This window comes from Algoriphagus sp., from assembly GCF_039969895.1.
Lineage (GTDB): Bacteria > Bacteroidota > Bacteroidia > Cytophagales > Cyclobacteriaceae > Algoriphagus.
The window spans coordinates 1,130,994-1,150,441 of record NZ_JBDVMZ010000012.1; the positions used below are offsets into that span (position 1 = coordinate 1,130,994).

22 protein-coding genes are annotated in these 19,448 nt (G+C 42.5%); 9 read left to right on the forward strand and 13 right to left on the reverse strand.

All coding sequences use genetic code 11. The annotated features are described in order from the left end of the window. Positions 1–11: 11 nt before the first annotated feature. Together rlmB and ABJH64_RS11065 are read right to left on the reverse strand one after the other, a co-directional pair. Complete coding sequence (gene rlmB / locus ABJH64_RS11060; RefSeq protein ID WP_348275521.1) at positions 12–785, reverse strand: 23S rRNA (guanosine(2251)-2'-O)-methyltransferase RlmB; 774 nt, start codon at positions 783–785, stop codon at positions 12–14. Continuing rightward, a complete protein-coding gene (locus ABJH64_RS11065; RefSeq protein WP_348275522.1) occupies positions 758–1,993 on the reverse strand; it encodes a GWxTD domain-containing protein in 1,236 nt (411 codons plus the stop codon). The genes rlmB and ABJH64_RS11065 overlap by 28 nt, the downstream gene beginning before the upstream one ends. Before the next feature lie 61 nt (positions 1,994–2,054). On the opposite strand from ABJH64_RS11065, the gene ABJH64_RS11070 reads away from it, so the two are divergent. Further along, positions 2,055–2,831 carry a methyltransferase domain-containing protein gene (locus tag ABJH64_RS11070; RefSeq protein ID WP_348275523.1) on the forward strand — a complete coding sequence of 259 codons (777 nt, stop codon included), beginning with the start codon at positions 2,055–2,057 and terminating at the stop codon, positions 2,829–2,831. A gap of 11 nt (positions 2,832–2,842) precedes the next feature. Here ABJH64_RS11070 and ABJH64_RS11075 read toward each other — a convergent pair whose 3' ends face one another. Then, the gene (locus ABJH64_RS11075; protein ID WP_348275524.1) at positions 2,843–3,457 is read right to left on the reverse strand and encodes a MarC family protein; all 615 of its coding nucleotides are present in this window, start codon (positions 3,455–3,457) and stop codon (positions 2,843–2,845) included. Between the two features lie 180 nt (positions 3,458–3,637). Here ABJH64_RS11075 and ABJH64_RS11080 point away from each other — a divergent pair, with 180 nt between their 5' ends. Then, positions 3,638–4,396: a hypothetical protein gene (locus ABJH64_RS11080; RefSeq protein WP_348275525.1), complete on the forward strand. Its 759-nt coding sequence runs from the start codon at positions 3,638–3,640 to the stop codon at positions 4,394–4,396. A gap of 85 nt (positions 4,397–4,481) precedes the next feature. Here ABJH64_RS11080 and ABJH64_RS11085 read toward each other — a convergent pair whose 3' ends face one another. The 5 genes from ABJH64_RS11085 to ABJH64_RS11105 all read right to left on the reverse strand — a co-directional run bounded on the left by ABJH64_RS11085 (position 4,482) and on the right by ABJH64_RS11105 (position 8,809). After that, on the reverse strand, positions 4,482–5,315 hold the full coding sequence (locus ABJH64_RS11085) for an OmpA family protein (protein WP_348275526.1): 834 nt from the start codon (positions 5,313–5,315) through the stop codon (positions 4,482–4,484). A gap of 228 nt (positions 5,316–5,543) precedes the next feature. Next, positions 5,544–6,434 carry a sterol desaturase family protein gene (locus ABJH64_RS11090; RefSeq protein WP_348275527.1) on the reverse strand — a complete coding sequence of 297 codons (891 nt, stop codon included), beginning with the start codon at positions 6,432–6,434 and terminating at the stop codon, positions 5,544–5,546. A gap of 102 nt (positions 6,435–6,536) precedes the next feature. Continuing rightward, positions 6,537–7,295 (reverse strand): DJ-1/PfpI family protein, encoded by a 759-nt coding sequence (locus ABJH64_RS11095; RefSeq protein WP_348275528.1) that lies wholly within the window; start codon positions 7,293–7,295, stop codon positions 6,537–6,539. A 298-nt stretch (positions 7,296–7,593) separates the two neighbouring features. After that, a complete protein-coding gene (locus ABJH64_RS11100; protein WP_348275529.1) occupies positions 7,594–7,809 on the reverse strand; it encodes a dodecin family protein in 216 nt (71 codons plus the stop codon). Between the two features lie 151 nt (positions 7,810–7,960). Continuing rightward, the gene (locus ABJH64_RS11105) at positions 7,961–8,809 is read right to left on the reverse strand and encodes a peptidylprolyl isomerase (RefSeq protein ID WP_348275530.1); all 849 of its coding nucleotides are present in this window, start codon (positions 8,807–8,809) and stop codon (positions 7,961–7,963) included. Between the two features lie 231 nt (positions 8,810–9,040). On the opposite strand from ABJH64_RS11105, the gene ABJH64_RS11110 reads away from it, so the two are divergent. Genes ABJH64_RS11110 through ABJH64_RS11120 form a run of 3 tightly spaced genes read left to right on the forward strand, consistent with a single transcriptional unit; the run spans position 9,041 to position 11,494 of the window. Continuing rightward, entirely contained in the window at positions 9,041–9,391 is a 351-nt protein-coding gene (locus ABJH64_RS11110; protein WP_348275532.1) for an MmcQ/YjbR family DNA-binding protein, read from the forward strand. Next, the gene (locus ABJH64_RS11115) at positions 9,388–10,341 is read left to right on the forward strand and encodes an ABC transporter ATP-binding protein (RefSeq protein ID WP_348299670.1); all 954 of its coding nucleotides are present in this window, start codon (positions 9,388–9,390) and stop codon (positions 10,339–10,341) included. The genes ABJH64_RS11110 and ABJH64_RS11115 overlap by 4 nt, the downstream gene beginning before the upstream one ends. A gap of 19 nt (positions 10,342–10,360) precedes the next feature. Beyond that, a complete protein-coding gene (locus ABJH64_RS11120; protein ID WP_348276841.1) occupies positions 10,361–11,494 on the forward strand; it encodes a phosphatase domain-containing protein in 1,134 nt (377 codons plus the stop codon). A gap of 9 nt (positions 11,495–11,503) precedes the next feature. On the opposite strand, the gene ABJH64_RS11125 is transcribed toward ABJH64_RS11120, so the two are convergent. The 4 genes from ABJH64_RS11125 to ABJH64_RS11140 form a co-directional block, all read right to left on the reverse strand. After that, positions 11,504–11,839: a c-type cytochrome gene (locus ABJH64_RS11125; protein WP_348276842.1), complete on the reverse strand. Its 336-nt coding sequence runs from the start codon at positions 11,837–11,839 to the stop codon at positions 11,504–11,506. Positions 11,840–11,999: 160 nt separating this feature from the next. Continuing rightward, positions 12,000–12,530, reverse strand: a complete 531-nt coding sequence (locus ABJH64_RS11130; RefSeq protein ID WP_348276843.1) for a peptidylprolyl isomerase — start codon at positions 12,528–12,530, stop codon at positions 12,000–12,002. 5 nt (positions 12,531–12,535) lie between these two features. Next, positions 12,536–13,255: a class I SAM-dependent methyltransferase gene (locus ABJH64_RS11135; protein ID WP_348276844.1), complete on the reverse strand. Its 720-nt coding sequence runs from the start codon at positions 13,253–13,255 to the stop codon at positions 12,536–12,538. Next, positions 13,242–15,653: a YfhO family protein gene (locus ABJH64_RS11140; RefSeq protein WP_348276845.1), complete on the reverse strand. Its 2,412-nt coding sequence runs from the start codon at positions 15,651–15,653 to the stop codon at positions 13,242–13,244. Before ABJH64_RS11140 ends, ABJH64_RS11135 begins: the two co-directional genes overlap by 14 nt. A 161-nt stretch (positions 15,654–15,814) precedes the next feature. Between ABJH64_RS11140 and ffh the strand changes: the two genes are divergently transcribed. From ffh to ABJH64_RS11160, 4 genes are all read left to right on the forward strand, one after another. Beyond that, positions 15,815–17,158: a signal recognition particle protein gene (gene ffh, locus ABJH64_RS11145; RefSeq protein WP_348276846.1), complete on the forward strand. Its 1,344-nt coding sequence runs from the start codon at positions 15,815–15,817 to the stop codon at positions 17,156–17,158. A 139-nt stretch (positions 17,159–17,297) separates the two neighbouring features. Then, a complete protein-coding gene (locus ABJH64_RS11150) occupies positions 17,298–17,588 on the forward strand; it encodes a hypothetical protein (protein WP_348276847.1) in 291 nt (96 codons plus the stop codon). A 409-nt stretch (positions 17,589–17,997) separates the two neighbouring features. Further along, positions 17,998–18,246, forward strand: a complete 249-nt coding sequence (locus ABJH64_RS11155; protein ID WP_348276848.1) for a DUF6364 family protein — start codon at positions 17,998–18,000, stop codon at positions 18,244–18,246. Beyond that, entirely contained in the window at positions 18,243–18,656 is a 414-nt protein-coding gene (locus ABJH64_RS11160; protein WP_348276849.1) for a PIN domain-containing protein, read from the forward strand. The genes ABJH64_RS11155 and ABJH64_RS11160 overlap by 4 nt, the downstream gene beginning before the upstream one ends. Before the next feature lie 47 nt (positions 18,657–18,703). Here ABJH64_RS11160 and ABJH64_RS11165 read toward each other — a convergent pair whose 3' ends face one another. Continuing rightward, entirely contained in the window at positions 18,704–19,180 is a 477-nt protein-coding gene (locus ABJH64_RS11165) for a nucleoside deaminase (protein WP_348276850.1), read from the reverse strand. Positions 19,181–19,448: the final 268 nt, after the last annotated feature.

A 19,448-nucleotide genomic window follows, 5' to 3' on the forward strand; every position in this document is an offset into this window, starting at 1 on the left:
GAGTTGAATCTTTATTTTCTCTGTCTGATCGCTTCGTATATCGCCACTCCAGCTGATACAGACACGTTCAAACTTTCTATTCGCCCAGCCATAGGGATTTTTACTTTTTCATCCATGATTCCCATCAATTCAGTGGAAATTCCGTCTTCTTCTGATCCCATCACCAGGGCAACTGGCACTGAGAAGTCAGCCTCGTACATTGTCTTATCGGTCTTTTCGGTAATGGCTACCAATACCAATCCTGATTTTTGAAGATCGCGGCAGGTATAAAAAAGATTTCTCGATCGTACTACGGGAAGGAAATTCAAAGCTCCAACTGACGTTTTGATCGCGTCTGAATTGATCTGGGCGCTGCCTTTTTCTGGGATCACGATGGCATCCACGCCTGCACATTCTGCAGTTCTGGCGATTGCTCCGAAGTTTCTTACATCCGTGATTCTATCCAAAATCAAAATTAGAGGAGCCTTCCCCACATTGAAGCAACTCTCAATCACGTGATCCAAAGAAGCATATTCAATAGAGGACATCTGAGCTACTACGCCCTGATGATTTTTACGCGTGATTCTGTTGAGTTTGGCGTCTGGAACGCGTACAACGGGGATCTTCTCTACTTTACAAAGCTTCAGCAATTCCTTGATCAAGTCATTGTTTATTTCCTTCTGGACAAGAACCTTGTCGATGTCTTTACCTGCATGGATGGATTCCATGACTGCCCGTGTTCCAAAAATAAAATCTTTCTCGTGTTCGCCTTTTTCAATCAAAAAGCCATCTTTCCGCTTCTCCATATGGATATATTTTTGAACCAAACCGGCTGATAAGCGCGGGAGCGATTCAAGGTGTAATAGTGTGGGCTAAGTATGTTTTTAACCCGCGCAAAGGTAAAGCGAATTCTCGAACTCTCATTAGTTCCTCCATAACTCCACTCCTCTCTGTCCAAATAAAAGTTGACTTCCTGAGGTGGGCCCATGACAATATAGATCATTCCCTTGTCTGTTTTCCATCCTTCTTTGAAGTCTGTGAAGAGGAGATTGGCAAACTCTACCTGACGGAAATATTCACGGATAAGGTCCTTAGCGGTGTCAGAATTTTTGGTCAATCCTAGCCAATACATATCCAGTGCCTTCTTTTTATCCTCAGCTTCTTTTAGGTCTTCATGTTCTTTTCTAGTGGAAATATAGGTGACCATATCCACCATTTCATCCCAGTCTTTTACTTTTGGGAAAGCTTCATGTGCTGTTTTCAACACCATCCCCGTCGCGGCAGTTGTGTCACTTTGGATAAAATAATAGCCAATCTTATCGAATGATTTGGGGATGTTTTCCAGAAAGTCTCCTTGGTCTATTACCTGCAGTTCTCTAGGTACTGCTGCTGGCTTTGTTTCCATAGGTGGATAGGGTACTTCCAAAGTGGTAGGGTAGTAGAAGCTATGCAAAGTGGGTCCGTCTTTGGTTTTGAATAGAAGCGATTCACCAGCGTTCAGGTAGTTCTGATCAAAACCTACAGAATTCGCATAATAGGCACCAAAGCTAGGTTGATCAAAAACGAAGCTACTTTTGATGTCCGTGGAGTAGTAATATTCGTCTCCTTGCCGAGTATCTAGGGCTGTGAATAGAGCAATAGCTGTAGCTGTAGTAGCAGGGATTTCAATGGTTTTTTCAAATACCCAATGCTTATCCGTATCAAACTTCAGGTCATCGGCCGTCAAAATATTGGTGTTGTCTGAAAGAATCTCTTCATCATAACTATCCAAAATACTGTAGGTGAAGCTAAATAAATTGAACGCTGGTTTCTCTTCTATTTTTTCTACCTGGAACTGTACCTTATAACTGGTTTCTGACACTTTGATCGGGATGATTTTCAGCGATAACCTAGAATACCTGGAATACCGAAGTGCTTGATTTATACTACTTAAGGTTTTCTGTGCAAGGGTTGGTAGAGAAGCGCCTGCGAAGAGGACCAAAAAAATCAGGAGTCGGCTTGTTTTACAGTTCATTGGGTGTTGATCTCGGGTTTGGGAAAATAACCTTACTTTTGCCAAAATAGTAAATTTTTGTATGGCTACCTATACAACGGAAATCGCCTCTGACAAGTTGGTCAGTGACAATCCTATTCATCAACGACTACTTAAAGCATACATTGCTGCTCAGCCTTGGATTTCTGGCAAATTGCTGGAAGTGGGCTGCGGAGAAGGTCGTGGAGTGGAGACCCTTTTGCCCTTGGCAGAAAGCTATCTGGGTTTGGACAAAATCCAGGAAGTGATCGACGAGCTCAACGTTCGATTCCCTAAAGTCGAGTTTCAGCAGGCTGTAATTCCTCCTTTTGCCGGAATCGCTGATAACTCCTTTGACACTGTGGTGAGTTTTCAGGTGATCGAGCACATTCCAAATGACCGGCTGTTCCTAGAAGAAATCTATCGGGTGCTGAAACCAGGAGGAAAAGCCGTGATTTCTACTCCAAATATTAATCATACACTTTCGAGAAATCCTTGGCATGAGCGGGAATATACCCCGCAGCAATTGATTGATCTTTGTTCTTCCATTTTTGATTCGGTGGAGGCAAAAGGAGTAGGGGGAAATGAGAAGGTCTGGACATACCACGAAGCCAATCGCAAGTCGGTACAGAAGATTATGCGCTTTGATATTTTTGATTTGCAGCACAAGCTCCCAGCGTCAATTCTAAGAATGCCGTATGAAATCCTCAATCGCAGAAACCGTAACAAACTGCATCAGCAGCAGGGTAAGAGCGTGGTGGATATTTCGCACGAAGATTATCTGATCGTCGAAGATCCGGCGGTTGGGTTGGATTTGTTTTATGTGTTGGGGAAGAAGTAGAGCAGTATAATTTACTCGAAGAAGGCAGCTTTAATTCCAGAAATTATCATGTTGGTCCCGATGATGGCGATAATCAAACCCATAATTTTCCCTATCACGACAATCAGATTTTTCCCTAATCGTTTGACGATTTTTTCCCCTAGGCCAAAAGCTATGTGAGTCATCCAGCACATCACCGCGAAGACAGCGATGACAATCAGTATGTGAATATGATTGCCTTTGGAAGCAAAATTCATGGCTGTCACTATCGTGCCCGGACCAGCAAGGATAGGGATGGCCAACGGTGAAATGGCAATATTTTCCTCAGTTTCCGGGTTTTTAATGTGCTCCACACTGGATTTTTTGGATTGAAGCATTTCAAAACCCACGTAAAAAATCAATATCCCGCCGGTGATTTTAAAGGCTGGAATTGTAATTCCGAAGATTTCAAAAATGAATTTTCCCAACACCACGAAGACCACTACTATCACAAAAGCTGTAATAGTTGCTGTTTTACTAATGCTTCGTTTGCTGGTTTTGTCCAGATCCTCCGTCAGCGAATGGAATATCGGAACGTTAGCAATGGGATTCATAATTGCGAAAAATCCTGTAAAAACAGATAAAGTGAATCCGAGGATATTGTCCATTGGAGAATACTGGCTACTGTGTAAGGTTTAATTACTAAGATATCAAAATCTTTTGCTTGAGCGAAATGAGTAATTTCTAGATAAAAGGGGTGGGTTTAGGATGGATATACGCTGAATGCCGTATGGTATGAGGTAATGGGCTGCACTACTTTTGAAATGTAATTTAAATCTTTCAAAACCATGAAAACTCTTAACACAACTCTTTGGGCTTTATTTTTAGGAGCGACACTCGTTTTTTCTTCTTGCAGCTCTGACGATGTCGATCCTACGCCCACCACACAAGCTACACCCACACCTAATGCACCAAGTGATGCAAATGCAGTTTTAGCAGCGGTGTTATCTTACTCAGATCTTCCTAGCACGGTACCTAGTGTACCAGGATTGGGAGGAATTGCTATCGATGTAGCTTCGGGTTCCTTCTTTAATGGAGCTATAGGCTCTACGCTTGTGAATGTAGGCGAGGTCAAGTTGAACTCTAAGGCATTAAGTATTCCAGGTGGAAATGCTTACGTCAATAACCCTACAGACTTATCCTACTCCTTAGTCTCCGGTCAGACTAATAGCTGGCAGGTTGCTGGAGGCAGTGGATTTGATGCTTTCACGCATACTACCGCTAAGAGAATGCCTTCTCAGGTAAAATTTAGAGCTTCTTTAGCTGATAGTTTTAGCAAAGGCTCAGACATAACGTTATCCATCGAAGCAGTTACTTCCAATACCGACAACATCCTATGGGTAATCTCTGATGGTAGGACTACAGTGACTAAAGAAGCTAAGGCAACCTCGGTGACCTTTTCAGCCTCTGAGCTCAGTGGGCTTAGAGCTACCGCAAATGGTTTAGTACAAGCGGCTAGCTACAATACAGAAGAGAAAACTTTTGGTGGGAAAAAGGTCTTCTTTGTCAATGAATCTGTCCACACCAAAATCGTTGAGATTAAGTAATTCTTATTTTTTCGGAGGAGAGTTTTAAGCATCTCTGCTTAAAACTCTCCTCTTTTTTTTAGCCTGGAGTGTTTGAGGGTGATTTTTATTTTTTCGAGACCATGACTACTCTCCTGTTCTTTGCTTTGCCTTCTTCGGTAGCATTGGTAGCCACAGGGCTTAGTACACCCACGCCTTCGGCCGTTAGTTGAGATTTAGGGATGTTATGGTTTGAAGTTAATTCTGAAACTACCGCTTCGGCTCTTGCTTTGGACAAACTCAGATTGTGCGCCGCAGTGCCGGTATTATCGGTATGTCCCACTAGATAGACTTCCATTTGTGGATTTTCCTTTAAGTAGCTGGCGATTTCTTTGATCAAGCCTATAGATTCCTGTTTGATCACGGACTGATCAGAATCAAAGTATATCCCATAGAAGGTAACTTGTCCATCTTCAGCCATCAGCTTGCTGATTTCCTTAGCATTGAAGTCAACGTATTGATTCATCTTTGCTTCCATGATCGTCGTCACAGTGTATTGGCCACTTCCATCTGTTAAAACATTTATCCAATAGGTTTCGCCTCCTTTTTCCAATTCAAAATAAGCCGAGGATCCACTGTAGAGCAGTTTACCACCGATTTTTTCTACAGCATTCTGATAGTTTTTGTAAATCAAAACACTAGACGGCCGCTGCTCCCATTCTCCCTGCCATTGGTAAGTAATCCTTGACTTAGTTCCTTCTTTTTCAAAGTATTCTCTCGATCCCCCCTCTACTTGGCGGTTAAATTCATGCGTATCAAACTCTCGGAATTCACATGCCGTAGCAACGTGATTGGGTAAGGGACTGAAAAGCTCATGGCTGAGGCAGGTTTCGGTAGTTTGTGCGTGTGCATGAAGAAAAGTGCCTATAAAAAGTGAAAGGCAAAGTGTGAATTTTATCATGTGGATTTGATGAAGTTGGTTAAAAATTAATCAAAAAGAATTGTCAGCTAGGAGAAAAGCACTAGTAAACGGCAAATTTCTTCTCAGAGCCAATACAATCTTAAGAACGGTGATAGTCCCAATTTAGGTTTCAAGGAAATTGATGTTCTAAATATTTTTTTGCTGGTATGCCTACTGCTACAGAACAGTTTTTCCAGCTTTTGATTAGATCCAAACGAGTTGGATTGCCTAGGTTTTTTTCCTAGCGAAAATCCGCCTGAATGGCTCCGCTGTCTGACCTATGAAATCTTCTGGAAAGTGTTCGGAGTCCGGCAATCCCACCGGTAGATTTTCATCATCCGAAGGCCAATAATTAGTGCGGAACAAAAAGTCCCAAAGACTAAGCGAAATCCCAAAATTGAAGCCATAAGGATGGCTATCAGGTAATTCTCTTGCATGATGCCAAAGGTGCATTTGCGGCCCGTTTAGGATGTATTTGAATGGGCCTAGCGGAATGTTAAGATTGGCATGACCGAGCTGACCAAGCACTAAAGTAATCATATGGACAATGAAGAAATCAGTGATTCCAAATCCTATCATGGCTAGCGGAATGTATTCTAGCGTCCGGTAAAGAATGTTTTCCATCCAGTGGTAGCGTAGCAATGCCGCAAATCCCATCTCTCTAGTACTATGATGAACCTTGTGAAATTCCCACATCCAGCCCACGCGATGATACATGAGATGAATAGCCCATTGCATAAAGTCTCTCAGGATAAAAATAATGACCAATTGCAGCCAGCCTGGCAGCTGATCTACTTTGATGGCAACTGTATTAGTGATTCCAAATAAGCTCAGGAAGTCATTGAAAGCCTCCACTGCTACCATGGATAGGGCATTGTACGCCACCAGTGCAAAAAGAAAGTAATTCCAAAAAAGATAAAAGATATCCAACCAAAAATGCTCTCGCAAAACGGGTTGATTTTTCCTCCATGGAAAAAGAAGTTCCAACCCATAAATCACCAAGGAGGCACCGATGAGCCAGTAGAAATAATTATTCCAACTCGGGTTCAAGATCTCTCCAATAAAGTAATTCCAATAGCCATAATAGCCGTCAGCAATCGCTTTGATGTATTTTTCCATGGTGCAAAGATGAATGAATTAGTGTTGACTTAGTGTGCGGTAAGTCACAAAGCAATGGGAAAGGGATTTATTTCTACCTGAGAAAATGTAAGCCAGTAAGGCTTATTCTCCTTTTTTCCAATCCTGCAATCTATCCAGGTATAAATAAGACTCCACAAACTTCCGGTGTTCTGGACTAGTCATTTTCTCGACTAGTTCCAATGCCGTGATGTAGCTGGCAAGGTTTCCATTGGATGATATATACTTGCCGTCTTCCATGTATGTCACTTCGTACTCATCCTGTACCAAAAGCTTGGGATAATCCTTCTGGAGTTGCTCTCCACCACCAATCCAGGTTACGATTTTTTTACCGTCTGCAATTCCAGATTCGCCGATTAGCTGAGCACCCGCACAATTGCTAACAGTATATTGTGTTTCCTTATCCCTTTCACGGATAAACGCCACGATATTCTCATTGTGGACTTGGGAATACATATCATAAGCACTAGGCACGAATAGCACATCTAGTTTTGGAGCATTTTTGAAGGAATAATCTCCGACCATTGTCAATCCTTCTTCGGTGATGATGGGATCAGTTGTTTCTGTGATAGTAATTACATTAAAAAGTTGCTTTCCATCTTCTGTGGCTTTGGTGAATACATCTGCCGATGCGGTTACTTCCGTGGTCAGCACGCCATTATACATCAGCAACCCAATGGTAGGCAAATCTTCACGGAAAGGCTTCAAATGGGTGGTCAGCGTATCAGTTTGTGTGTTTGTGTCGTAAGTTGGATTACCGTCTGCGTCTATAGAGTTGTCTTTGGATGTGCAGCTACAGAGACAGAGCATGAGGAAAAACAGGGAGTAAAATAAATGTTTCATGCCTAACGCGTTTGAAAGATTATGAAATAGGTTTTTATGATTTTCTGCTTTTTTACCTTTAAAAAGGCTAATGAAACATAAGGCATATCAAACTTAAGAATTCAAGCCGCTTCGGTCACCGGTCTTTCGACATGCTTGGCAAAGCGTGTAAATCGACTGACATCATTGCGGATAATCCTTTAGGTTTTTCAAAATTAGCCTAATTCCAAGTTCTTAACCCCTAGGAAAATACTATAGTTTGCTAAGCACAAAAAAAGAGTGCGGCACTAGCCACACTCTCTTAATGGTAGTTGGTCTTTTAGACGTTTTTGGATTGGTCCACTCGGAACGATACCTTGCAGACGCAGCCGAAGCTAGTGACTTTACCGTCTTTGACGTGGGCTTTGATGTCTTTCACATACACTGAGTCAATGTTGTGAACTGTTTTAGAAACTTCATCTACTGCATTCTGGATAGCATCTTCAATGCTTTTTTCTGAAGAGGCGATTATCTCCAATACTTTTACTATTCCCATGATTGTTGTGGTTTTGATGAAAATTAGGATTAAGCCTAAAATCATGCAATCCCCATGCTAAGGCTGGAAGTCCGAAGTCAGCTGTTAGTCTCTCAGATGGGTTTTTGGGAATTTTTGCTCTCAAATTCTAACAGTAAAGTTCTGAGTAAGCTTATCTATCCACTAGCCTGGTTGATAGAATAAGGACATCATTGACTGGTTTATTTCGATCGCCAGTCTCAACAGCAGCTATTTTATCCACCACATCCATTCCTGTCACCACCTCTCCAAACACCGTGTAGTTCTGATCTAAATGAGCTGCTCCTCCGACGGTCTTATAAACTTCTCTGTGCGATTCCGGAAAGCTATAAAGAGCCATCGTTTCTAGCCTTCTCTCAGTCAAGGAATCTAGCTCGCTTTTTAACTTTTTTATAGCCTCTTGGTTATTTCCGCTGCGATTTTTAATCAGGTTTTGATAGGTAGTGAAGGTTGAAGCATTAGCAGGGTCGTTAATGACCTGATTATAAGCTAGCGATTTATTAATCCGTTTTTCAGTAAGATCTAGGGTGCTGTCGGTGTAAGTTCTTCCGTGGACGATGTAAAACTGAATAAAACTACCCTGTTGTTTTGGGTTTGAATCATCACCCTCTCTGGCTGCTGCGAGTGCCCCTCTTTTATGAAAATGGCCCGCACTTATTTCTGCTGGAACGAGGTCCTCGAATCCATATAATTCTTTCTTCTTCTTGAAAGATTCCTCGTGCACGCGTTCTCCCGCCTGAATCATAAATTTCTCGATCACCCGATGAAACTGTATGCTGTCATACATCCCTGTCTTGGCCAACTTGAGGAAATTACTGCGACTTAAGGGAGTGTCGTCATACAGCCTTAGCACGATCACTCCCTCTGTAGTGACCAGTTCAACATCCTTTTTCAAATCCTTTTTGCTGATTTTGGATGAGCTAAGAGAATGACAGCTTACCAGGATTAGAAGTAAGGCACAGGATAATGGATTAATCTTCATGGGGGTTTAATTTCGAGGAAATTATAAAATTGCTTAAGTTTTTTTCATTAGTGAATCAAAGATTACACAACTGGCAAGTCACCGTTTTTGGCTTCTTTATGAACTTTAAGATAAGGGGATTTGAGAAGTTGGCCAATTCTAAAAGTAAGCTACATAGTCATCAGCCAACTAGCATTCAGCTTTTTTCTCCTCACTCTTTTCCTTAATTTCCTACTTCAAAAATGTATGGCCATGACCTTAGAATATTACCGTGATTATTGCCTCGCCAAACTTGGCGCTACTGAAGACACACCTTTCGATGAGGACACCCTTTGTTTTCGGGTTGGCAATAAGATTTTTTCCCTTTGTTCTATCTCTGAGTTTCAATATATCAATCTGAAATGTGATCCAGAGCGAGCGGTAGAGCTGCGAGAGCAGTACGATGGAATCACTCCCGGATATCACATGAATAAGCAACAGTGGAATTCAGTGAGCACGAGTGGAAATGTGCCTGATCGACTGATTTTGGAATTGGCAGATCATTCTTACGACCTTATCTTTGACAGCTTGACCAAAAAACTGCAAGCTGAAATCCGCCCATGAGTTATTTTTCCATTTCCAACGTTTCCAAATTTTATAATGACTTACCGGCTTTGCTTCCCTTTTCCCTGGAAATGGAGCAGGGAGAATTTTTAGCTATCGTAGGAGAAAGCGGTTCTGGGAAAAGTACCCTTCTGAAGATCATGGCAGGATTGGAAGTTCAGGATGCTGGGGAAGTTTTCTTGGAAGGACAGCCGATTTTGAATCCTAATCAGAAAATTGTCTCCGGTTACGATGAAATCCGGTTGATCCACCAGAATTTTCATCTCTATCCCAATTCCACGGTGGAGGAGAATATTTCGAGACAACTTCTTCACTATGAAAAGAAATACGCGAAAAGCCGAGTGGAGCATCTGCTCAAGCTTCTTGGGTTGACAGATTTCAGGGACCGATTTCCTCGGCAACTTTCCGGAGGCCAAAAGCAAAAAGTGGCCATAGGAAAAGCAATGGCTGTTGAGCCGGATATTTTATTACTCGATGAGCCTTTTTCGTCATTGGACACTATTCAGACACATCGCTTGATTTCCGAGCTGAAGGAGATTTTCTCTGAACTCGGCACTACGGTGATTTTTGTAACGCATGATCTGGATGATGCACTGCGGTTGACGGATAATCTGATCATTTTGCAAAAAGGAAAAGTCGCTCAAAAAGGCACTTCCCAACAGCTGTGCGAAAAACCAAAAACCAAGTATGTTGCCCAGCTTTTTAGCCCAATAAATAAAATTCCTGAAACAAAGAACAGCTTTGTGAGACCTGCGGATGTGAAGCTGCGCACCAAAGGTGGATTGCTCGGGCATGTTACCGATTTGCGCTTTTTGGTGCATTTCAATTCCCTTCAGATACAACTCAAAGAAAGTGGTGTGACCTGGGAGGTAGATGACTCTCAGCGGAAATATGTGGTAGGAGATCGCGTGTATGTGAGTTGGAACGAGGAGAAAATAATGACGCTCTGAGAAGCTATATTTTTCAAGCATGACCCAAACAAGAAATATACCACTCACCATTCTCTATGAAACCAAACTTGCGCTCAATCAAGCCGTCCTTTGGCTTTGGATTAAGTTGGGCTGGGTGAAATCTATTTTGATCGTTCCCTATGAAGGTTTTGGGAACGAAAGAGAAATACTCTTAGTCGGCCGTGTGATTCGCGATAACAGGGTGGGAGCGTCCACGCCCGAGGATTCTGTCTGGCAAAATATCGGAAAAATGCGCAGACGTTTTATGACCGTGGTGATTCCCGGCGTAGTGGTCAAAGCCAACTTTCAAGGGGAAGAATACCTTGCCAAAACTGACGAAGAGGGCTATTTTGAATTCAAAATTCACCCCAGAGAGTCGATTCAAATCTCCTCGCGCTGGCAGCAAATTGAGTTGATATTGCAAGATCAGGTCATCAGAAATCAAGGTGAAGTAAAGGCTCGCGGGGATGTTTTTCTTCCCGTCGGACAGATAGATTATGGGATAATTTCAGACGTGGACGATACCATTATTCCCACGGGTGCGATGCGAATGACTGAAATGCTGAAGACTACATTTGTCAAAAATGCACATACCCGAGTGCCATTTCCAGGGGTTTCTGCTTTTTACAAAGCTTTACAAAAGGGGAGTGATGGCATTGAGAGCAATCCTTTTTTTTACGTTTCCAGCAGTCCATGGAATCTGTATGATTTCCTCCACGAGCTGCTTCAGATCCATCACATACCAAAGGGCCCACTTATGCTTCGGGATATAGGTTTGTCTCGCACAGAACTGATTTCCGGAGATCATTCAGAGCATAAACTGACGCAGATCAGGCAGATATTATCTACGTATGTGGAGCTTCCTTTTCTCCTTTTTGGGGATAGTGGGCAAGAGGATCCTACGATTTATTTGCAGGTTGTAAAAGAGTTTCCACGTCGGATCCTGGCGATTTTCATACGTGATGTGCATTCCTCCCGGCATGATATGGTGGAGAAAATACGCTTGGAATTAAAAGCCTTGGGAGTAGAAATGCTTCTGGTGAAAAACACCCTGGAAGCTTCTCACTATGCGCTCCAAAAAGGTTGGGTTTTGGAGGAAGATATAGAGGGTATCGCCTCAGAAAAAGTTAAAGATGAGCTAGATAATGAGTAGGACTGCTGTTCATTCCTCCAGCGATAGAATGTAACTCACCATCGCTCTGGCATCTTCCTCATTCAAATCAGGATGTGGTAGCATGACTGGACTTCCCCAAGACCCCGTGCCACCGGAGATTACTTTTCGAGCTAATAAATCCAAGTAAGCGGACGTGGTTGGATAGCGCTTGGCTATGTCACGAAAGGCCGGACCTTTCGCTCTTTTATCTGTTTTATGACACTCAGCGCAGTCTGAGTAGGATATCAGGACTTCACCTCTTTTGATTATTTCAGGATCGAGTATTTCGTCCTCTCCTTCGATGGCTCGAATGTATTCCTGCTCTTTTCGTGCGGAAGTATCCATGTGGTCCTGGGCAGGTTTTTCTGTGCAAGCAGCGAATACAACTAAGACGAAGAGTAGTGATCTTCTCAATTTTGACGCATTTAAAACTGGAAACAAAAACAAAGAGGTAAGAAGCGTAGTGGCTTACTTCTTACCTCTTACAGAATTCACTAGTTACAATTTATTCCTCGTCATGAGCTCCGTGAGCGCCATGCACATGTCCATGAGCCAATTCGTCTTTCGTCGCTTCTCGCACTTCTTCGATATTTCCCTCGAAGTGCAAATCGAAACCTACTAAAGGGTGATTGAAGTCTAGAAGAACATCATCTCCCAGATCCTTTAAGATTTTTGCTTGCATGGGATAGCCATCTTCATCCATCAAAGGAAGGAAATTTCCTTCCTGAAGCATTTCTGGGTTGAATCCATTTTCTCCGGAAAACTGCGATTTGGGAAGGTTGACGATCAAGTCTTCGTCAATTTCTCCGTAAGCTTCAGCTACAGGAATGACGAAGGAGAAGTCTTCGCCTTGCTCTTTGCCGAGAAGTAATTCCTCGAATTTCGCAGGCAGATCACTTGTGCCAAACAGAAAATAAAAAGGATCCTCTGTGTCTCGTACTTCCACACTGAATGGTGCTGATTCGATTTCGTCTGCTTCTTTGGCTACTTTGAGCTCATAGGTGAGCCCCACCACGGTGTTTGCTGCTATTTTCATTTCTTTTATTTTAAAATTCCATGCTTTAATCTAATGATAATTCGCTCCTTCAAAACCTCCCATTTGCTCCTAGGGGTGGATTTGAAAAGTGGCTTTATCGCTCTAAACACGAAGTATTGATAATCTTTCTCTTGGAAAAAGATAGGGTAGGTTTCCATTTTTTCCAGGTAAAAGCCATTGGAAGTGATGCTTTTGATCAGGTCACCAGAATCCAAAGGCTGATCGATTACCTGTAATTTTTGCGGTTCATTTTCTATCATCCACTGCAAATACCTAGGCGCAGGTATATGGATAAATATCACTGAATCCTGATGCGCATGTTTGTGGATGTTGTTGAAAAGGCGCTGATGCTGATCCACAGGAATATGCTCTAAGACATCCGGAAACACAAAAAAATCGAAGGTTTTTCCTTGTTTATCGAAGTCGGACATATCCGAAACTTCAAACTTCAGATTGGACTGGCTCTTCCAGAGTACCTTTGCTTTTTCTATGCTTTCCGGAGAAATATCCACAGCGAGAACTTCCCCCTGCTTCACTTGATTAGCAAGTAAATGGCTCACCGTGCCTATCCCGCAGCCCACTTCAAGCACGCGGTGATTTGCGTTTAGCCCAGCTTCAATCACCTTATCCAGGATACTTAAATGTCTGGAGTTGATCCCGGTCTGTTCTTGTTTTTCTGCAAACTGATCGTAAAAACTGACGACTTTATCTTTATCCTCTTTCATTCTTTTCTCTGATGGTGAAAAATACTCCTGCTATCAAAGTCAATACAATCAGGTATTGGAAAATGATCATGGGAGTTTTGGTGGCGGTATAGCTTTTTGGCAAAAACTTAAAAACAATCTCATGACTTCCAGCTGGAATAATCAAGCCACGCAGGAGGTAATTCGCTCTCAAAATATCAGTTTCAACGCCATCTATTGTGGCCGTCCAGCCCTCAGGATAGTAGATTTCTGAGAAAACAGCGAGTCCTTCTGAAGTCATATCAGCTTGATATTTCAGCTCATTTGGCGCGTAGGAAGTATGGGTGATTTGCCCAGCACCAGCCGTGATCTCTCCAAACTCCGAAGTATTTACAGTTGCCTGAGCTTTAGTGTCTATTCTACCTAGTTCGTCCATTTCTTCCTGATTGCTCTGAACGGATACGATTTGAGAAGGTACCCAAGCAGGGCCATTAGCTTCAGGATTTTCAAATACAGAATTGGCAGCTGTTCCTGCGACCACATATTTCGTATTCATCATATTGATTGTCTGTATTCCTGCGAAATCAAAATTTCCTTCCTGAGCTTTTTTCACAAAATCATTCAATTCAAAATTCAATCTGTTGTCCAGCAAGTCTTGATATCTACGCATTTTTGCTCCGTGATACCCACCTAGGCTATGAAATCTGTAAGCTGATTTTCCTGTGGAGGTTAGGCCCTCAGTGAGGTCGAGAACTCTGAAATAATCAGAATCTTTGGCTATCACTTGGTCAGCTGGCGTTTCTGCAAAATAAGCTTTCGTAGGATTTGCCTGAAAGGCGCTTTCGTTCAAGTACTGCTTATTTACAGTCCAAAGATCTAGCGTAACTAGCGCGAAAATACCCAAGCCTAAAACGATGTCCGAAATCTTGTTTTTAAGGGCAAAATAAATCAAGGCAAAAGAGGCTGCTACTAGTGCCAAGCTTCTCCAAGCACTTGCAGAAAGCATAGCCTTACGGTCTTCACGAAGCGCTCCTATCAACCAATCCGGCAGACCCGCATCAGCTGCCCCTTCAAATCTGAACAGGCCAGCGCCTATAGCAAGCAAAAGCAAAAGTCCTCCAATCGAGGCTCCTGCAAGATAAAGTGGTTTGAAGTCCTTGTTTCGATATATTCTTTCCAGAGAAATAGCGGCCAATGCTGGAATGGCAAAAAGCGTCATACCGAGTGCCATGGATACTGCCCGGAACTTATTGTAGCCTGGCAGAATATCGAAAAGCAAATAATTGAACCAGCTCAGGTTTTTTCCCCAAGAAAGTAAAAGTGAAAGAATAATAATCGCGCCGAAGGTGTAAAGACTCTCTTTAGGCGCAGCCCAAATTCCAATAAAAGCAAGAAAAACAAGAATCACTCCCCCGTAAATCGGTCCACCAGTAAATGGCTGATCTCCCCAATAGGTCGGTGCGCCTTGCAAAAACCCATTGATTTGAGCGGGATCAAGACCATTGCTGCGCAAGGCTTTTTCAGAGGCGGTACCTTTTCCAAGTGGCGTGCTGCTTCCGCCGCCGTAAAAATTTGGAACCAATAAAGTCAGGGTTTCCAGCTTGCCATTGGACCAAGAAAATGCATAATCCTTATCCAATCCAGCTGATGCGGATTCCAAAGTGCTTTCACCTCGGGTGGAATAAGGTGCGTATTCGAGCGCTGTTGCTAATCGTCCAATATTGCCTCCCACAGCCAATGCGGCTCCTAAAACCAAGGCACCAATGATTTTTCCTAGTTGGGCTACTCCTTCTTTTTTCCAATCATAAACCAGTCTAACGGTGACATAAATGACGGCGATGATAAGCGTGTAATAGGTGATCTGCACATGGTTGAACTTTAGCTGAAGCAGAAGTCCAAGTGCTAAAATGGCAGCACCAAGCAGTAGTTTCTTTTTGAAAGCCAGATGAATCCCCAGCAGGATCATAGGCATCAGACTGATCGCCCAGATTTTTGCATTGTGACCTGCCGCTAGGCTCAGTAGATTATAGGAGCTCAAGGCAAAAGCAACACTCGCAATAATCGCAAAAACCGGCCGGACGCCGAATGTGAGCATAAGCACATACATGGCAACCATGCCAAGAAAAAGGCTGTTTACCGGATGCGGAAGTCCTAAAGTGAGGACTGAAACCAATCCATTTGTGATGTCACCGGCAAATTCCAAGCTGATAAAATAGGCTGGCATTCCCCCAAAAACGCTAGTTGTCCATAATGCTTCCTCTCCGGTAGCTTCACGATAATCCAATGCCTCCTTCGCTGATCCTTCCCATTTCAGGATATCTCCTTGCATGATCACTTGATCCTCAAGAACAACAGGGGCAAAATAAACGACTACGATAGCATAGAAAATGGCGATTCCCACCAAATGAGGCAGGACGTCTTTTTTGAAATTCAACTGCATGAAAAGAGTTTTTCTTTGGAAAATGGATGCGACCGCAAATTAGGGATTTATGGGCAAACGCCCATCTACAAAAATAGCTATGCTCTAGCTCGAATAGATAGATTTCTCCTTTCCATACCTCATGAAAATCATTACTTTTGCACCAAATAGCCAGATAAGGAATGTTTGATAATTTAAGTTTAAAATTAGACCGGGCTTTCAAAACGCTGAAAGGTACCGGGACAATCACCGAAATAAACGTCGCAACTACCGTCAAAGAGATCAGAAGAGCTTTGATAGATGCCGATGTTAACTATAAAGTAGCCAAAGAAGTCACGGATACCATCAAGACCGAAGCCCTCGGTCGTGACGTCTTGATCGCCGTTTCCCCAGGTCAATTGCTGATCAAAATCACTCAGGAAGAGCTTACAAAGCTTATGGGTGGGAAGAAAGAGGATATCAAAATTTCTGGTGATCCATCGATTATTTTGATCTCCGGTCTTCAGGGTTCTGGTAAAACAACTTTTACTGGTAAGCTTGGAGCACATCTGAAAAAGCAAGGACGACAGGTATTATTGGTTGCTTGTGATATTTACAGACCTGCTGCGATTGATCAGTTGAAAGTACTAGGTGAGCAGATAGGTGTGGAGGTTTACGCCGAACCGGAGAATAAGAATGCCCTGGAAATCGCAAACAATGCGATCGCTTACGCAAAGAAAACCGGTAAGAAAACTGTAGTAGTCGATACGGCTGGTCGTCTGGCCGTAGATGAGGTGATGATGAACGAAATCGAGGCGCTGAAAAAGGCCTTGAATCCTTCTGAGACACTTTTTGTGGTTGATTCCATGACGGGTCAAGATGCAGTGAATACGGCGAAGACATTTGACGAGCGCTTGAATTTCGACGGTGTAGTACTGACCAAACTCGATGGTGATACACGAGGTGGTGCGGCGATTTCCATTCGTCACGTAGTGAATAAGCCGATCAAATTTATCTCTACAGGTGAGAAAATGGAAGATCTGGACGTGTTCCACCCAGATCGTATGGCCCAGCGAATCCTAGGTATGGGTGACGTCATTTCTCTGGTGGAAAGAGCTCAGCAATCCTTCGACGAAGATGAAGCCAAGCGTATCAACTCGAAGATCCGTTCCAATAATTTCAACTTTGATGATTTTCTTTCTCAGCTGGAGCAGGTGAAGAAAATGGGTAACATCAAGGATTTGCTAGGGATGATTCCTGGCATGGGTAAGGCTATCAAAGGTTTGGATATAGACGATGATTCTTTCAAACCAATCGAGGCGATCATCCGATCTATGACTCCGGCAGAGCGAGAGCACCCGGATTTGATCGATGGAAGTAGAAGAAAAAGGCTTGCAGCAGGATCCGGCCGAACTATCGTGGAGGTGAATAATTTGATGAAGCAGTTTGGTGATATGCGCAAGATGATGAAACAGATGAACAAAATGGGCGGTGCTAAAGCCGCCATGAGTAAGATGCTTCCACCAGGTAAGGGAGGAAGAAGATAAGAAAATGAAACCCGGTCGCGAGATCGGGTTTTTTGTTTTTTTAGATTTATAGGTGTAGATTTTTTACCGCGGTGGGCACGGAGGGTGACGCAGAGGGCGCTATTACCATGATGTGAGTTTCTTTTGCATATTTAGCCTCATGAATAGATTATTAATTTTAATGCTTCTAATTCTAGCAACTTCATGCGGAGTTCAAATGAAGCTTGAAGATTTTTCTCGAGTGGAAATCACTCCCGAACCAAAGATTGTAGGTATAACCGATATTTTGGGTAGTGAGGAAGAAGATTTATTACATATCATGCTTGATTCTGAATATTTAGAACGTTTAGAAAAAGCAGATTTGAATAAAATTAGCACTGCCTTGGGAGTTGATCTGAGTGTTACTAGAGATATCCTTATTACTGGCAAAATCCGAGATGATCTCAAGTGATTAGTGAATTTATTTCTCATAAACTCCAAGAACAACCTTCTTTTTAATATCACTCACAGTAATTTATTGATTCTGACCGTTCCTTTAAAGACACTGAAGTTTGTCTAATTTCTAGCATGAAACAACGCTGCCTGTGTAGGATTGTCTGATTTTTGAAGGCTTTGTCGTCTCTTTAGGGAAAAGCTATGGGTAATAAATTGTTTAAACCGAAGCCAGCCGTGCCGTCAGGTACGGCTCTATGAATTCTGGGAATATTAGGGCTGTACCTAAAGGCATAGCAGATTCATGGAATAGTATAGATCTACCCATAGTCTGTCACGGTGGGACGATTCAAAATTGAAAGATGAATCTATCGTATTAATTCTTACGTATAAAAATCAATATATTTGTACGTACAATACTTTGCCTTATGGATACCAAACTCACTTTAAAGCTCAATCAAAAGGTAATTGAAAAAGCTAAAATATTTGCATCTGATAGGAAGTTGAGCTTGTCTCGATTGATTGAGAATTATCTGAATTCATTGACCTCAGATCAGCCCGCTGATGAGCGTGAGATTTCTCCCTTTGTGAAAAGTCTTACTTCAGGAGTTAAAATCCCAGCAGACTTCGATTATAAAAAGGATCGTGCTGACTATTTGGATAATAAATACAAATGAGCAAAATCTTTTTAGATACTAATGTGATCTTGGATTTGCTGGGAGAAAGAGTCCCTTTCTACGATGCTATTGCTAATGTGGCGACGTTAGCTGATCAGAAGAAAATCACCCTAGTTGTTTCTCCACTGTCATTTATAACCGTTGATTATGTTTTGAATAAATATGAAGCTTCAGATTCAGTTTTGAGGAAGCTTCGAATGTTCAAAATACTCTGTGAGGTAGGTGAAGTTAATGAAGAAGTAATTGAAAAAGGATTGAATTCTGGTTTTAATGATTTTGAAGATGCTGTTCAGTATTTCACGGCTTTACAAGCCAAATGCTCGATCATCATCACTCGAAATGGAAAGGACTTTAAGAGTTCCACCTTGCCGGTGATGACTGCTGAAGAGTTTTTGAGTAGCTTAATTTAAATTTTTGAACATCCATCCACCAACTTATTAACTCCAAGAAAGTCCTCTCAATACAGGGTCTTATCTCCTTTTGTCTTCCAGAGTTCAAAGACTTTTTGAGATTCTTCACGCATCATTCCTTCCATAGGAATCTGTCGATCTTGGGGTGCAACTTGTATTTCTCGATAGATAAATGAATCGTCAAAACCAGCAGCTGTGGCGTCCTCATGTGTGCAGGCATAGTAAACCCGACTTGGCCTAGCCCAAAAAATTGCTCCAAGACACATGGGGCACGGTTCGCAGGAGGTATAGACTTCGCAACCCTCCAATTGGAAATGATTGAGGTTTTTGCAAGCGTCTCGGATGGCTACCACTTCTGCATGTGCAGTCGGGTCCATAGTTGTAGTAACCATGTTGCTACCGCTTCCTATCACCTGATCGTCTTTGACTATCACACATCCAAATGGTCCTCCGTTCCCAGATTCCATTCCTGATTGAGCCAAGTCAATCGCTTGTTGCATAAATTGCTTCTGTTTTTCGGTCATGAGAGCTAAAAGGATGATTTGTAAAGCAAGCTACTAAAATGCAGTCTTTAGTGTGATGAGAGTGTATGAAATTTGGTGGAGGTTTAAGCTTCCGCGGATTACGAAATTTCCATCCTCATTCTTAAATGTCATGAAATCGAGTCTGCCTGAGGCAGGCAGGCCTGCCTCAGGCAGACAGGCTTGACGAAGAACGTCATACACTGGGATGATTATAACCATGGGAATTCCCTATGGACATTAAAGATCAAATAATAAACACATAAAATAA